Origin of the sequence: Skermanella mucosa, from assembly GCF_016765655.2 — a bacterium.
GTDB classification, from domain to species: domain Bacteria; phylum Pseudomonadota; class Alphaproteobacteria; order Azospirillales; family Azospirillaceae; genus Skermanella; species Skermanella mucosa.
The window spans coordinates 4,380,867-4,393,742 of sequence record NZ_CP086106.1 but is presented as its reverse complement, the minus strand read 5'-3'; the positions used below and the strand labels follow the sequence as shown (position 1 = coordinate 4,393,742).

The window sequence follows — 12,876 nt, the reverse complement described above, 5'->3', positions numbered from 1 at the left end:
ATGGGAAAAGCGTTCCCCTCTGGCAGAGCGTAAAGGTGCTGAAGTCGCTGGGAAAATTCATAAGGTGAATGCGCAGCATGCCGTCCCGTCATGGTCCCTCGCCGCCGACCCTCGACATCGATCTCCTCCGGGCATTCCTGACCGTCGCCGAAACCGGCAGCTTCACCCGTACCGGCGAAATCCTGGGCCGGACCCAGTCCGCGGTCAGCGTCCAGATCAAGCGGCTGGAGGACCAGATCGGCGCCCGGCTGTGCGATCGCAGCGGCCGCCACGTGGTTCCCACCGAGGCCGGCGAGCACCTGCTGACCTATGCGCGGCGCATCCTGGCGATCAACGACGAGGCGGTCGGTCGGCTGGTCGCCCCGCCGGTCGGCGGCACCGTCCGGCTGGGCACGGCGGAGGAGTTCGCGGCCCAGTTCCTGTCCGACATCCTGGGAGAGTTCGCCCGCTGCTTTCCCACCGTCACCACCGAGATCACCGTGGAAAGCTCGGCCGTGCTCCAGTCCGGGGTGGAGGCCGGACTGTTCGACCTTGTGCTGGTCAAGCATGTCCCGGAGGAGAGTCCCGGCCGCACCGTCTGGCGGGAACCGCTGCACTGGGTCGCCCGGTCGGACTGGACGGGCGGCGCGGACGGCCTGGTCCCGCTGGCCGTCTCGCCGGCCCCCTGCCTGTACCGGAGGTTCATGCTGGCCGCCCTGGGGCAGGTCGGCCGGTCGTGGGAGATCCGCTGCACCAGCGCCGCGGTCTCGGCGCTCCAGGCCGCCGTCCTCGCCGGGCTCGGTGTCACGGCGCTGGCGCGAAGCACCATCCTGCCCGGCATGCGCGTCCTGACCCCGGACGAGGGCTTTCCCCCGCTGCCCGACAGCGCCATCGCCCTGGTGGCCCGTTCCGGAACGGCGACGTCGGCGGCCGACCGGCTGACCCGCTTCATCCTGGACCGCATGGCGATACCGTACATGGCGGGCATACGGACCCATAAACGACAATAAGATTGACCTATCCGCCGGCCGAAGCTTCAATCCGAATTCCCGTTCAGAAAGATAAGAACAAGAGGAGAGCCGGCGAATGCCCGAAAACGTCCAGCATCTTCCCGATGGACCTCCCGTCGCCTTTTCCCGGGTCGGCTTGATCGCCGGCGCCGTGCGGACCCTGCCGATCGCGACGGGCGGGCTGGCCTTCGGCGTGTTCTACGGTTTCCTGGCGGGCCAGAACGGCCTGACCCTGCTGGAGACCTCCCTGATGAGCGCCCTGGTCTTCGCGGGCGCCTCGCAGTTCCTGTCGGTCGAACTGTGGGGCGATCCGCTGCCGGTCGGCGCGCTGGTGGCCACCGTGCTGGTGATCAACGCCCGCCACCTGCTGATGGGCGCCACCCTCGGACCCTGGCTCAAGCATGTCCCGCCGTCGCGGGCCTATGGCAGCCTGTACTTCCTGACCGACGAGTCCTGGGGGCTCAGCGTCGCCGACATGCGGAACGGGGGCCGGGACGCCGCCTTCCTGCTCGGCAGCGGGCTGACGATCTTCCTGTTCTGGAACACCGGGACCATCGCCGGCCGGGTATTCGGCGGGATGCTGCCCGACCTCGACCGCTACGGCATCGACTTCCTGGGCACGGCCTTCTTCGTGGCCCTGCTGGCCGGCTTCTGGCGCGGGCGCGGGGACCTGCTGCCCTGGCTGGTCGCCGCCGCGGTCGCCCTGGCGATGGAGCGCACGGTTCCCGGCACCTGGTACATCCTGGGCGGCGCCCTGGCCGGCAGCCTCGTGGGGGCGCTGCGCCATGCCCGCTGACGCGCAAGACGGCTATCTGGGGATCGCTGCCATCGCCCTGATGGGTCTGGCCACCTACGCGACCCGGGCGGGCGGCTTCTGGCTGATCCAGCGGCTGCGGCCGTCGCGGTTCCTGGAAGCCTGGCTGGCCCAGATCCCCGGAGCGGTCTTCGCCGCCCTGTGCGCGCCGCTGGTGCTCAACTCCGGGCCGGCGGGGTGGGGAGCGGCCCTGCTGACGCTCGTCCTGGCCCGCGCCACCGGCAACTTCCTGGTCGCGATGGCGGCCGGCGTGGCCGGCGTCGCCATCCTCCGCCTCATATAGCCGCGAGGAGCGCGTCGGTCACCGCGTCGGGCTCCTCGACCATCATCATGTGGCCGGAGCCCGGGAGCACCACGGTCTTCGATCCCGCGATCCTCGCGGCCAGCGCCTTCCCCGACTTGGCCGGGGTCATGCGGTCGCCGGCGCCCAGGATGAGCGTCGTCGGGCAGCGCACGTCGGGCGTGCCTCGCCACGCGTCGCAGGCCGCGAGGTCGGTGACGAGCGCGCCGCGCGGCGCCCGGCGCATCAGCTGGATGCCGGTCCCGACCTGCCACAGGCCCGGTGCCGCCGATCCGCCGCGCAGGCTGCCGAAGCCCCAGCCGATCACCATGGCGATCGCTCCGGCATAGGCCCGGTCGTCCTCCGACGCGGCGGCGGCCAGCAGGTCGGGGTGGACCGGCATGCGCTCGGCCACGCCGAGCAGCGCCAGCGCGCGCACCCGCCCGGGGTGGCGGTTCGCCGTCTCCAGCGCGGCCAGCGCCCCCATGGAGTGGCCCGCCAGCGCCGCCTGGTCGAAGCCGGCCGCCTCGATCAGCCGCGCCGTCCAGTCCGCCAGATCCTCGATGCTGCCCAGCGCCGTCCCGCCGGAGCGCCCGTGGCCCGGCAAGTCCACCGCCAGCACCGAACGGCCGTGGTGGGCGAGATAGCGCGCCTGGAGGCTCCAGACCGAATGGTCCATGCCCGCGCCGTGGATCAGCACGACCAGGGGGGAGGCCGCGTCCAGGTCCCTGCCGCCGGTCGCGGCGAAGACCTTGTGGCCGTCGACTGTCAGTTCCATGGGCCGCTCACCCCTTCCGCGAGGCGCGCAGCGCCTGCTTGAGATCGGCGATCAGGTCGCCGGCATCTTCCAGCCCGACCGACAGCCGGATCATCTCCTCGCCGATCCCGGCGTCGCGGAGCGCCTCCGCATCCATCTGCTGGTGCGTCGTGCTGGCGGGGTGGATCACCAGGGACTTGGCGTCGCCCACATTGGCGAGATGGGAGAACAGCCGCAGCGCCTCGATGAACTTCCGGCCCGCCTCCCGTCCGCCGGCGATCCCGAAAGTGACGATCGAACCGGCGCCGTCGGGCAGCAGCCGGCGCGCCAGCTCGTGGTCCGGGTGGCTGGGCAGGTCGGGATGTCGGACCCAGGCGACCCCGTCCGCCCCGTCCAGGAATCCCGCGACCTTGCGGGCATTGTCCACGTGGGCGCGCATGCGCAGCGGCAAGGTCTCGACGCCCTGGAGGATCTGGAAGGCGTTTGCCGGACTCAGGCAGGCGCCGAAGTCGCGCAGGCCTTCCGCCCGTGCCCGCATGACGAAGGCGGCCGGGCCGAACTCCTCGGCGAAGTCGATGCCGTGGTACCCGGCATAGGGTTCGGTCAGGGTCGGGAAAAGGCCGGACGCCTCCCAGTCGAACCGCCCGCCATCGACCAGGGCGCCGCCGATCGCGACGCCGTGGCCGCCCAGCCACTTGGTGGCGGAGTGCATGACGAGGTCGGCGCCATGCTCGAACGGCCGGCACAGATAGGGTGTCGTGAAGGTGCTGTCGATCATCAGCGGCAGCCCGGCGGCATGGGCGACCTCAGCGACCGCCGGCAGGTCGAGCACGTCCAGTCCCGGATTGCCCAGCACCTCGGCGAATACCAGCCGCGTCTCCGGCCGGATCGCTGCCCTGAAAGCGCCGGGGTCACGCGGATCGACGAAGCTGGCGGTGATGCCGAAGCGGGGCAGCGTATGGGTGAACAGGTTGTGGCTGCCGCCATAGATCGCCTTGGAGGCCACGATATGGCCGCCGGCCCCCATCAGGGTCACGATCGCGAGATGAAGGGCCGCCTGGCCGCTGGCGGTGCAGACGGCGCCGACGCCGCCTTCCAACGCCGCCAGCCGCTCCTCCAGCACCGCCACGGTCGGGTTGGAGATCCGGCTGTAGATGTGCCCGGGCCGTTCCAGGTTGAACAGCGCCGCGGCATGGTCGGTGTCTCGGAAGACGTAGGATGTCGTCTGGTAGAGGGGGACGGCGCGGGCGCCGGTCGTCGGATCGGGCTGCTGCCCGGCATGCAGGCTGAGCGTGTCGAACTTCAGAAACGGACCGTCTGCCATGGTCGCGTCGTCCCCTCCCCCAAAAAGGACGAGGGCCGCTTGGTGCGGCCCTCTTTATTATTGCCTCGCCTGCTCAACTCGAGCGATGGACGTGAGCCTATTGTGTCAAATCACCGCAGTCAAGCGGGTTGCGGACGGACGGGTCGGTCAGGTCCGCATCCTCTACATGTCCTTGCGCTTCACGTCGCCGACCGGCTGGGCCGCGGGTTGGGGCGGCTGCTTGGCCGCTTCCGGCGGTGCCGCGGGAGCGGGCGGCGGGGGCGGAACATTGCGGCCCTTCAGCTCGCGGTACACGGTCTGGGTGATGTTCATCAGCTGCTCGCGGTCGAGCCGCCCGATCAGGGCGTAGGCGATCGAGCCCTCAACCCAGTAGAACATCGACACGTCGCCCTTCTGCACATAGCTGAAGGCGGCTTCCTGCCCGGCCTTGCTGGGTGTGCCGACGAACAGCGTCAGGCGGCGCTTGGCGTCGTTCTCGTACATGTACTGCGCGCCGACGCCCTCCGCGGTCGGCATCGACCGGCCGCCGATCAGCCGGTAGCCGGAGTTGGACAGGTCCGGTCCGAAGATGCGCCGTCCCAGGCGCTCCGACAGCCAGCTGTCCAGGGCACCCCGGTCCTCGCCGCCCATCTCGACGGCGAAACGGTTGTCCGACGCGTAGAATGTATGGGCCTGGACCGCTTCCTGGGCGAACGACTGCAAGGTCGGCTGCTGCTCGACCGCCACCTGTTCGGCCGGCGGCCGCAGGAGCCAGCCGCCGGTGCCCCCGGCCAGCAGCAGGACGACCGCCGCCGCCATGCGGGCGAAGGGGGAATGGAGCCAGCCGCGCCGGCGGTTGTCGTTGCCGGCCATGCGCCCTGACAGGCGATCGTGGAGATCGTCCATCTCGGCCGTCGCGGGCTCGCGCAGCACGCCGTCGAAGAGATCGTGGAGCTGTTCGATCTGGGTGCGGTACGCATTCACCCGTTCGGCCGAGGCCGGGTCCTCCGCCAGCCAGGCTTCCACCTCGATGCGCCGCTGGGTATCCAGCAAGCCATCGACGTAAGCATGAAGATCTCGATCTTCGACGGGCCGCGCCACCATGTGATTGTCCTACTTGACCCGGCGGAGAGGCACTCCGCCCTCGTTCGCGAGCTTGATCCGCACCGCTTCGCGCGCCCGGCTGAGGCGGGACATCACGGTGCCGATCGGTATATGCAAGACTGCGGCGACCTCGTCGTACTTCAAGCCCTCCAGGGCCACCAGCAACAGGACCTGACGCTGTTCCTCGGGCAAATCCGCGAGCGCCCTGGACATGTCGCGCAGTTCGAGGCTGGTCTCCTGGCGGGCCGGCGTGACCAGCCGCATCTCGTAGTCCTCGACCGGCACCTCATCCGGCCGAGAGATCTTCTGGCGAACCTGGTTCACGTGCACATTGTGCATGATCGTGAACAACCAGGCCCGGAGGTTCGTCCCAGGCTTGAATCGGTCGGCACGCGACAGCGCGCGGGCCAGCGATTCCTGGACCAGATCGTCCGCATCGTTCCTGTCGCGCAGGAGAGCCCGCGCATATCGGCGAAGCGATGCGATCTGTACTTCCAGCTCAGTCCCGAATCTGCTCACTGCGTCATCCGGTTGGTGGATAATTCAGGCGAAACCTTCGATGGCCCGCAAAGTTCCGATGTCGGCGGTCCCGAAAGCGGATTCAATCCAAGAGCCGAAACTCGACCCTGCGAACACCGTCGGCTGTCCCTTTATTCCAGGGGGCGCCGGTCGTTTGTCAAAATAATGACGGCGCGTGGGGAAGGGGCGCCGTCTGGCAAGGCGCGATCCTGTCGCCGCCATCCCTGTGTCCAACGACCGTTATCGGGATTGCCATGCGAAAATGACTCATCGAGAGCAGGAGCGACACAATGGAGCAGGGCAAGGATGAAGCTTGTGCTTGCGCCGAACGCCCATGCGCTGCCTGTTCAGAGAGTTTGGGCCGTCACCGGACTTGCCTCACCGCCGTGCGGATGAGTCGAGGCTTCGGTCGCCCGACGGTTCCATGCGAAGAGGCTTCCCAATACGGGATTGCTTCCCAAATTGGGAAAGACGTGTTATGAGGATAATCAAACGGGCAACCTTGGCACAGTATGCGGTGGACCATGCTGTGTCTCGGGCAGCGCTGACCATTTGGCAGGAGAGAACCCAGAAAGCCAAATGGACGCATTCGGATGATGTTTTGAGTGATTTCCCCTCGGCAAAGGTGCTGAATGCTGAACGAGTCAGGTTCGAGATCGGGAGCAATCATCGGCTTGTGGCGGCGATCTTCTATCCGGCGCAAGCCGTCTACATCAAGTTCATCGGTACCCATGCCGAGTACGATAAGATCAATGCCCTGACTGTCGGCCTGTATTGAAAGGTGCCACCGATGTACACGATCAAGCCGATCCGCAATGACGTCGATCATGAAGCGGCTCTCGCGGAGGTCGACCGGCTCTGGGGTGCAGAAGCCGGAACCTCTCAGGCTGACACCCTGGAGGTTCTGGCCATACTGATCGATGATTATGAGAAAACCCGTTGGCCGATCGATCGTCTTGAGCCGGTCGATGCCATCAAGGCCCATATGGAGATGAACGGCCTGTCACAGGCCGATCTGTCGAAGCTGTTCGGCTCCGAATCCCGGGCATCAGAGATCCTCAATCGCCGCCGTCGCTTGACCGTAGACATGATCGCCAAGCTGACCAAAGCGTGGGGACTGCCGGCCGATTGGTTGGTCCAGCCGTACGAAATCGCAACCAAGGCAAGCTCCGAGCGGCAACGGCCGGGACAGGAGCTTATCCGGCAACGCCTCATGTCGCTGAAAAGGGAAAGAAGCCGGTTGGGCGATCGGGAAGCCGAGAAGGAGGGCCAACTCGGCACCCGAAAGAAAACCGCCTAGTTCGGCTTCTTACCTACCGGTTCGCCGCCAGGAAACGACGGCCCCTGGAGACGCCGTCCTTTCCCGGCTGTAAGCCGTCGCACTAAACCATCCCCGCCTTGGCATAGCCGATGCCCTGGAGGGCTTCGGCGATCTCGCTCAGGATCAGGGGGTCGTCGATGGTGGCCGGCATCTTATAGGACTCGCTGTCGGCGATCTTCTGCATGGTGCCGCGCAGGATCTTGCCGGAGCGGGTCTTGGGCAGGCGGTCCACCACGATGGCCAGCTTGAAGGCCGCGACCGGGCCGATCTCGTCGCGGACCAGCTGCACCACCTCCTTGACGATGTCGGCGTGGGGGCGGTCGACGCCGTTCTTAAGGACGATGAAGCCCAGCGGAACCTGGCCCTTCAATTCGTCGGCCACGCCGATCACGGCGCATTCCGCGACGTCCTTGTGGGAGGCCAGGACCTCCTCCATCCCGCCGGTGGACAGGCGGTGTCCGGCGACGTTGATGATGTCGTCGGTGCGGGCCATGATGTAGACGTAGCCGTCCTCGTCGATGAACCCGGCGTCGCCCGTCTGGTAATATCCCGGATAGTCCGTCATGTAGGACTTCACGAAACGCTGGTCCGCGTTCCACAGCGTCATCAGCGTGCCTGGAGGCAGCGGCAGCTTGACCGAGATGGCGCCGATGTCGCCCCGCTTGACCTCGTTGTTGGACACGTCCAGGCAGCGTACGTCCCAGCCCGGCAGCGGCTTGGTCGCCGAACCGTACTTGATCTTGAACCGCTCGATGCCCATCGGGTTGCCGGCGATGCACCAGCCGGTCTCGGTCTGCCACCAGTGGTCGATCACCGGGACCTTCAGGTTGTCCTCGGCCCAGTGCAGCGTGTCGGGGTCCGACCGCTCGCCGGCCAGGAACAGGGTGCGCAGGCTCGACAGGTCGTACTTCCCGATCAGCTCGGCGTTCGGGTCCTCGCGCTTGATCGCGCGGAAGGCGGTCGGCGCGGTGAACAGGGCCGTGACCTTGTGCTGCTGGATCACCCGCCAGAAGGTACCGGCGTCGGGCGTGCCGACCGGCTTGCCCTCGAACACCACCGTGGTGCAGCCGTGCAGCAGCGGGGCGTAGCAGATATAGGAATGCCCGACCACCCAGCCGACGTCCGAGGCGGCCCAGAACACCTCCCCCGGCTTGATGTCGTACATGTTGGTCATGGTCCATTTGAGCGCTACGGCATGGCCGCCGTTGTCGCGGACCACGCCCTTGGGCTGGCCGGTGGTGCCCGACGTGTACAGGATGTAGAGCGGGTCGGTCGCCGCCACGGGTACGCATTCCGCCGGTTCCGCCACCGCGGCGGCGTCGGCCCAGTCCACGTCGCGCGGAGCCTTCAGCTCGGCCGCCGCCTGGGGGCGCTGGAACACGACCACATGGTCGGGCTTGTGGTCCGACTGGTCGATCGCGGCGTCCAGCATCGGCTTGTAGGCCAGCACCTTCTTGCCCTCGATGCCGCACGACGCGGTGACGATGGCCTTGGGCTTGGCGTCGTTGATGCGGGTCGCCAGCTCGTGCGGCGCGAAACCGCCGAACACCACGGAGTGGATGGCGCCCAGCCGGGCGCAGGCGAGCATCGCCACCACGGCCTGCGGGATCATCGGCATGTACAGGATCACCCGGTCGCCCTTGGCGACGCCCAGGCCGCGCAGCACGCCCGCGAAGCGCGCGGTCAGGTCCCGCAGTTCCGAATAGCTGATGGTCTGGACGGTGTCGGTGACGGGGCTGTCATAGATGATCGCGGCCTGCTCGCCGCGCCCGGCCTCCACATGGCGGTCCACGGCGTTGTGGCAGGTGTTCAGCACCCCGCCGGTGAACCAGCGGTAGAAGGGCGGGTTGGAGCTGTCGAGAACGCTGTCCCACGGCTTGATCCAATCGATGTCACGGGCGGCATCGCCCCAGAAGCCTGCGGGATCGGTGATCGAGCGGGTGTGAAGCTCAGCATAACGACCGGTCATGGAACGCCTTCTTCTTGATTGGAGCGGTGATTTGATTCCTCGCGTCCTGGAAGCGGGTCCGGCGACGCGGGCGGATATTGCGTCACGTCGCGGGCGTTTTGCACAGGTGTTTCCGGTTTCCGGCCGTGTGCGACATTTTGAGCCTTCGGACCGGTCTTACCATTGCGGCCAGGCTGCCAGGCGATCGGTCCACTCCCGCGCCCGGATGTCCCAGGTCGCGGTCGCGTTGACGAAGCGCACCTGCTCCCATAGCCGGGCGATCCCGGCGGGCGACAGGACCGACGCCATGACCAGGTCGAGGGCGCACAGATAGCGGCCGGGGAAGCTGCTCCAGTCCTCGCCGGGCTCGACCAGCAGCGCATGGCCCGCCGTGGTCTCCGCCAGGGCGCCCAGGTCGCTGGCGACCACGGCGCAGCCGGCCGCCATGGCCTCCATCACCGCGATGCAGCTGGTTTCCGGGAAGGTGCAGGGGTAGGCCAGGATCGGGATCGGCCGCAATGCCCGCGCGAGGTCGGGCTGGGGCAGGGACCCGGCATGCTCGATCCCCGGCGTGGACCGGCAGCGCTCGTACAGGCCGGCGAACTGGCTCTCCGCCGGACCGGTGGGGTAGGGCGCCATGTCGGAGAAGACGCGCAGTCGCGCCGGGCGAGCGACCAGGGGGAACATGCCGGTCAGAAGCTCCAGCCCGCGGAACGGGGTCGAGGTATAGGCGAGATCCATCGGCCCGTCAGTCACCGCCTTTGCCGCCGCGAGGTCGCGGGCGTCCTCGAACAGGTCCTGGAAGGGCGGGGAAACGGCATTGCGGAGCACGGTGCTGCGACCGGGTTCCAGCCCGAATCTCGCGGCGTAGCAGGTCCGCTGCCACTCGCTGACCAGCACGATGCCGTCCCAGTCCCGACGTTCCGCCGAGTCGCCCAGGCAAGCCACGGCCGGTTGGTCGGCGGCGTGGCCGGTCCACAGGAACGCCGGCGTTCCCGGCCTCACCAGCGCCCTGACGGGACCCGCCTGCGCCGTCAGCGACACGACGGCGTCCCAGCTTCCCTCCCGCAGGGCGCCGCGATCGCCCGGGTCGCGCAGCGCCAGGCAGTCGACCCCGCGCCGCCGGCCCGGCCGGCCGGTATGGGTCGCCAGCGCCACCTCGTGCCCCCGCTTCGCCAGGGCGGCCGCCAGATGGCAGGCCGCCGACTGCATGCCGCCCAGCGGCCGTTCGAACGGCGTGCCGGCGTCGTAGTCCCACGGCATCAGGTCGACGAAGCACAGCCGCATCCGGGATCAGGCCTCCTGCTCCAGCAGGAACCGGCGGCCATGCAGGGTGACCGTGATCCGCGTCTCCGGATCCTCGCCGAACGCCTTCAGCCGGCGCTCGAACTCGGCCGCGCCGATGTCGGCCGGCAGGTCGGTCATGCGGTCGTAGTCGGCCCGGCTGGTCTTGCGGCCGGACCACCGAACGTCCAGCACCTTCATCGGCTGGGACGACAGCGCCATGATCGGCGCCTGCCGGGCGAACAGCCGCAGGGTCGCCTGGAACGCCAGGTCGGCCAGCCCCATCTGGCCGGTTCCCGGCGGCACGTCGAACCACTCGACCCCGACGATCGGCCCCTCGTCCACCCGCGGCGCCATGACGTGGGACGTGGCGCCGAACCGCGTGGCGCCGTCATACACGGCGAAGCTCTCGGGGCTGCGGCCGGGATATGTGGGCGGTCCCGGATGGAAGTTGAAGGCCGGCCGGCCCAGCCGGTCCAGCAGGTGCCGGGGCACGATCACGGCGGTGCAGAAGGCGATCAGCACCCGGCCGGGCAGGCATTCCCGTTCCAGGTCCTCGTGGTCGGTGACGTGGTGGATCGGCAGCGTGTCGCTGTAGCCTCGAAGATAGTCGGTCAGGTAGGGCGCTTCGCGGTGCCCGGTGAGGAGGATCAGGGCGCTTGCCATTCCGGGATCGGGGGTCCGTGGTCGGGGTTGGGGTGCCGGAGGCGGCTTGGGAGGCGAAGTGTCGCGGGAAGCGCGCACCGGAGCATTCCATACCGGCACCGGTACGGGCTATGCTGCCGGGACAAGAATGCCCGTCAAGGGCGCCCACCGCAATCCCGGGACCAAACGGATGACTCAGCACCGCAATCCTTTCGAGATTGAACTGGACAAGAACGAGGCGAACTACGTCCCGCTCTCCCCCCTGTCGTTCATCCGCCGCACCGCTTCGGTCTACCCGAACCGCACCGCGGTCATCCACGGCGCCGTGCGCCGGACCTGGGCCGAAAGCTACGAGCGTTGCCTCCGCTTGGCCTCGGCTCTGTCGAAGCGCGGCGTCGGACTCGGCACCACCGTCGCGGTGATGGCGCCCAACATCCCCGAGGTGTTCGAGGCGCATTTCGGCGTACCCATGGCCGGCGGCGTGCTGAACGCGCTGAACATCCGGCTGGACGCGGAGGCGATCGCCTTCCAGCTCCAGCACGGCGAGGCCAAGGTGCTGATCACCGACCGGGAATTCTCCGGGGTGATCAACAAGGCCGTCCACATGATCGATCCCCGCCACCGGCCGATCGTGATCGACATCGACGACCCGCTGGCCAAGGGCGGCGACCTGATCGGCGAGCAGACCTACGAGCAGTTCCTGGAGACGGGCGATCCGGACTTCCGGTGGGAAATGCCGGGAGACGAGTGGCAGGCGATCGCGCTGAACTACACCTCGGGCACCACCGGCAACCCCAAGGGCGTCGTCTATCATCACCGCGGCGCCTATCTCAACGCCATCGGCAACTCCGTCACCTGGGCGATGCCGCACCATCCCGTGTACCTGTGGACGCTGCCGATGTTCCACTGCAATGGCTGGTGCTTCCCCTGGACCATCACCGCCATGGCCGGGACCCATGTCTGCCTGCGCGCCGTGACCGCCAAGGGCATGTACGACGCCATCGCCGACCATGGAGTCACCCACATGTGCGGCGCTCCGATCGTGATGGGCCTGCTGGTCAACGCGCCCGACGACCAGCGCCGCGAGATCCCCGCCGGGATCCGCATGATGACCGCAGGCGCAGCGCCGCCCGCCGCGGTGATCGAGAAGATCGAGCGGATGGGCTTCGCGATCACCCATGTCTACGGCCTGACCGAGGTCTACGGCCCAGACGTGGTTTGCGCCTGGCACGAGGAATGGGACGCCCTGCCGATCGAGCAACGCGCCGTCTTCAAGGCCCGCCAGGGCGTGACCTACGTCGTGCAGGAAGGGCTGATGGTGGCCGACGCCACGACGCTCGAACCCGTGCCGGCCGACGGCAAGACCATCGGCGAGGTGTTCATGCGCGGCAACGTGGTGATGAAGGGCTATCTGAAGAATCCGGTAGCTACCCGGGAGGCGTTCGAGGGCGGCTGGTTCCACACCGGCGATCTGGGCGTGATGCACGAGAACGGCTACATCGAGCTGAAGGACCGGTCCAAGGACATCATCATCTCCGGCGGCGAGAACATCTCCACCATCGAGGTGGAAGCGGTGCTCTACCGCCACCCGGCCGTGCTCGACGCCGCCGTGGTCGCCCGGCCGGACGAGCGCTGGGGCGAGACGCCCTGCGCCTTCGTCACCCTGAAGGACGGCGCCCAGGTCACCGAGGCCGAGATCATCGCCTTCTGCCGCGAGCACCTGGCCCACTTCAAGAGCCCCCGCACGGTAGTGTTCACCAACCTGCCGAAGACCTCCACCGGCAAGATCCAGAAGTTCGTGCTGCGCGACATGGCGAAGCAGCTGAACCAGGAGGCCGCGGCGGGCAAGCCGTCCGCGACCTGAGGGAGCCGGTCGCCCCGATCGATCGATTTCGAAACGAAAGCCGTCCGC

At 68.0% G+C, this 12,876-nt stretch carries 13 protein-coding genes; 6 read left to right on the top strand and 7 right to left on the bottom strand.

The features are described from left to right. Positions 1–77: 77 nt before the first annotated feature. The 3 genes from JL100_RS20400 (at position 78) to JL100_RS20390 (ending at position 2,086) form a co-directional block, all read left to right on the top strand. The gene (locus JL100_RS20400; protein ID WP_202684313.1) at positions 78–989 is read left to right on the top strand and encodes a LysR substrate-binding domain-containing protein; all 912 of its coding nucleotides are present in this window, start codon (positions 78–80) and stop codon (positions 987–989) included. 76 nt (positions 990–1,065) lie between these two features. Beyond that, the gene (locus tag JL100_RS20395) at positions 1,066–1,785 is read left to right on the top strand and encodes an AzlC family ABC transporter permease (protein WP_202684312.1); all 720 of its coding nucleotides are present in this window, start codon (positions 1,066–1,068) and stop codon (positions 1,783–1,785) included. Then, a complete protein-coding gene (locus tag JL100_RS20390) occupies positions 1,775–2,086 on the top strand; it encodes an AzlD family protein (RefSeq protein ID WP_202684311.1) in 312 nt (103 codons plus the stop codon). Before JL100_RS20395 ends, JL100_RS20390 begins: the two co-directional genes overlap by 11 nt. Here JL100_RS20390 and JL100_RS20385 read toward each other — a convergent pair. The 4 genes from JL100_RS20385 to JL100_RS20370 form a co-directional block, all read right to left on the bottom strand. Beyond that, on the bottom strand, positions 2,079–2,861 hold the full coding sequence (locus tag JL100_RS20385) for an alpha/beta fold hydrolase (protein WP_202684310.1): 783 nt from the start codon (positions 2,859–2,861) through the stop codon (positions 2,079–2,081). The two genes, JL100_RS20390 and JL100_RS20385, sit on opposite strands and share 8 nt — an antisense overlap. Before the next feature lie 7 nt (positions 2,862–2,868). Beyond that, positions 2,869–4,164 (bottom strand): O-acetylhomoserine aminocarboxypropyltransferase, encoded by a 1,296-nt coding sequence (locus JL100_RS20380; protein WP_202684309.1) that lies wholly within the window; start codon positions 4,162–4,164, stop codon positions 2,869–2,871. A 162-nt stretch (positions 4,165–4,326) separates the two neighbouring features. Continuing rightward, on the bottom strand, positions 4,327–5,247 hold the full coding sequence (locus JL100_RS20375) for an anti-sigma factor family protein (RefSeq protein ID WP_228420810.1): 921 nt from the start codon (positions 5,245–5,247) through the stop codon (positions 4,327–4,329). Between the two features lie 9 nt (positions 5,248–5,256). Then, the gene (locus tag JL100_RS20370; protein WP_202684308.1) at positions 5,257–5,766 is read right to left on the bottom strand and encodes a sigma-70 family RNA polymerase sigma factor; all 510 of its coding nucleotides are present in this window, start codon (positions 5,764–5,766) and stop codon (positions 5,257–5,259) included. Positions 5,767–6,244: 478 nt separating this feature from the next. Here JL100_RS20370 and JL100_RS20365 point away from each other — a divergent pair, with 478 nt between their 5' ends. Further along, positions 6,245–6,544: a type II toxin-antitoxin system HigB family toxin gene (locus JL100_RS20365; protein ID WP_202684306.1), complete on the top strand. Its 300-nt coding sequence runs from the start codon at positions 6,245–6,247 to the stop codon at positions 6,542–6,544. A gap of 12 nt (positions 6,545–6,556) precedes the next feature. Beyond that, positions 6,557–7,066, top strand: a complete 510-nt coding sequence (locus JL100_RS20360; RefSeq protein ID WP_202684305.1) for a helix-turn-helix domain-containing protein — start codon at positions 6,557–6,559, stop codon at positions 7,064–7,066. 82 nt (positions 7,067–7,148) lie between these two features. On the opposite strand, the gene JL100_RS20355 is transcribed toward JL100_RS20360, so the two are convergent. From JL100_RS20355 to JL100_RS20345, 3 genes are all read right to left on the bottom strand, one after another. Continuing rightward, complete coding sequence (locus JL100_RS20355) at positions 7,149–9,056, bottom strand: propionyl-CoA synthetase (protein WP_202684304.1); 1,908 nt, start codon at positions 9,054–9,056, stop codon at positions 7,149–7,151. A 156-nt stretch (positions 9,057–9,212) separates the two neighbouring features. After that, a complete protein-coding gene (locus tag JL100_RS20350) occupies positions 9,213–10,322 on the bottom strand; it encodes a glycosyltransferase (RefSeq protein ID WP_202684302.1) in 1,110 nt (369 codons plus the stop codon). A gap of 6 nt (positions 10,323–10,328) precedes the next feature. After that, positions 10,329–10,985: a formyltransferase family protein gene (locus tag JL100_RS20345; protein ID WP_202684301.1), complete on the bottom strand. Its 657-nt coding sequence runs from the start codon at positions 10,983–10,985 to the stop codon at positions 10,329–10,331. Between the two features lie 169 nt (positions 10,986–11,154). Here JL100_RS20345 and JL100_RS20340 point away from each other — a divergent pair, with 169 nt between their 5' ends. Continuing rightward, positions 11,155–12,828, top strand: a complete 1,674-nt coding sequence (locus JL100_RS20340; RefSeq protein ID WP_202684300.1) for an acyl-CoA synthetase — start codon at positions 11,155–11,157, stop codon at positions 12,826–12,828. Positions 12,829–12,876 lie beyond the last annotated feature (48 nt).